This is a genomic window from Psychrobacter sp. 4Dc, assembly GCF_002836715.1.
Classification (GTDB): domain Bacteria; phylum Pseudomonadota; class Gammaproteobacteria; order Pseudomonadales; family Moraxellaceae; genus Psychrobacter.
Genome location: NZ_PJAT01000031.1, coordinates 1 through 918, shown reverse-complemented (window position 1 = coordinate 918; position 918 = coordinate 1). Strand labels below are relative to the sequence as shown.

2 protein-coding genes are annotated in these 918 nt (G+C 39.7%); both read right to left on the bottom strand.

The window, feature by feature from the left end; all coding sequences use genetic code 11:
• Positions 1–5: 5 nt before the first annotated feature.
• Positions 6–530 carry an IS630 family transposase gene (locus CXF61_RS01775; protein ID WP_165596945.1) on the bottom strand — a complete coding sequence of 175 codons (525 nt, stop codon included), beginning with the start codon at positions 528–530 and terminating at the stop codon, positions 6–8.
• Positions 505–855, bottom strand: coding sequence for an IS630 transposase-related protein (locus CXF61_RS01770; protein WP_165596944.1), 351 nt, complete (start codon positions 853–855; stop codon positions 505–507). The genes CXF61_RS01775 and CXF61_RS01770 overlap by 26 nt, the downstream gene beginning before the upstream one ends.
• Positions 856–918: the final 63 nt, after the last annotated feature.

The window sequence follows — 918 nt, the reverse complement described above, 5'->3', positions numbered from 1 at the left end:
TATAGTCAGTTCAAAACAAAAGTGTTATGGCTAGGACAAACATCATAAAATAATTTGGATAAGTCATTTTCCATCCACCCTTGGCGTAGAAACTTCACTTGAGCCCATTTTTTCTCAATAGGGTTCAAGTCTGGGCTATACGGTGGCAGCCATAGAATACGATGACCATGCCTGTTCAGTAATTTTTGGATACGTTTGCTTTTATGAAACCGGGCATTATCCATGATAATCACGCATTTGGTTTTAAGACTTGGAATAAGTTTAAACTTGCACCAGTCGTAGAATATGCTGCTGTTAATGTTCTGTTCAAAGTAATCCAGTGCAAATAGCATCTTTTCATATAGAGCCCCAATGACGTTGGTTCGCTTTTTACCTTGCCAGTTGTCGCTGTCGATACAGGGTTTGCCTATCGGTGCATAGCCATGAGAACGAATAGTTTCAGCCTCAAAGCCGCTTTCATCCATATAGACAATGGGATAGCCTTGCTGTTTAAAGTTATCAAGCTTACTCTGATACGCCGCTCTTTTTATTGGACACGCTTTTGGATGCTCTAAGGTCTTTTTTTTGACTGATGCCTAGGCGTTTTAAAGCCTCACAAATGGCTGAGGCAGTACAGTTGAACCGTCTTGCTCTCTCATAGTGATAGTCATCAGGGTAACGCTCAACGTCTTTACGTAGTGCATCATCTGGTATTTTTGATGGCGTAACATTGCGAGTGCTCTTACTATGTAGCCGTTTCTTCCACTTTTGAATGGTGGTTGGACTAATGTCATAAAAAGAGGCTGCCTCGGCAAAAGTCATGCCACCTGCTAAGCTTTTAAGAACTTGTTTGCGATAATCTAGTGAGTAAGTCATGATAACTGAGTATATCTATTGAGTTATTTTATCTTATAACACTTTTATATTTAATACACTATA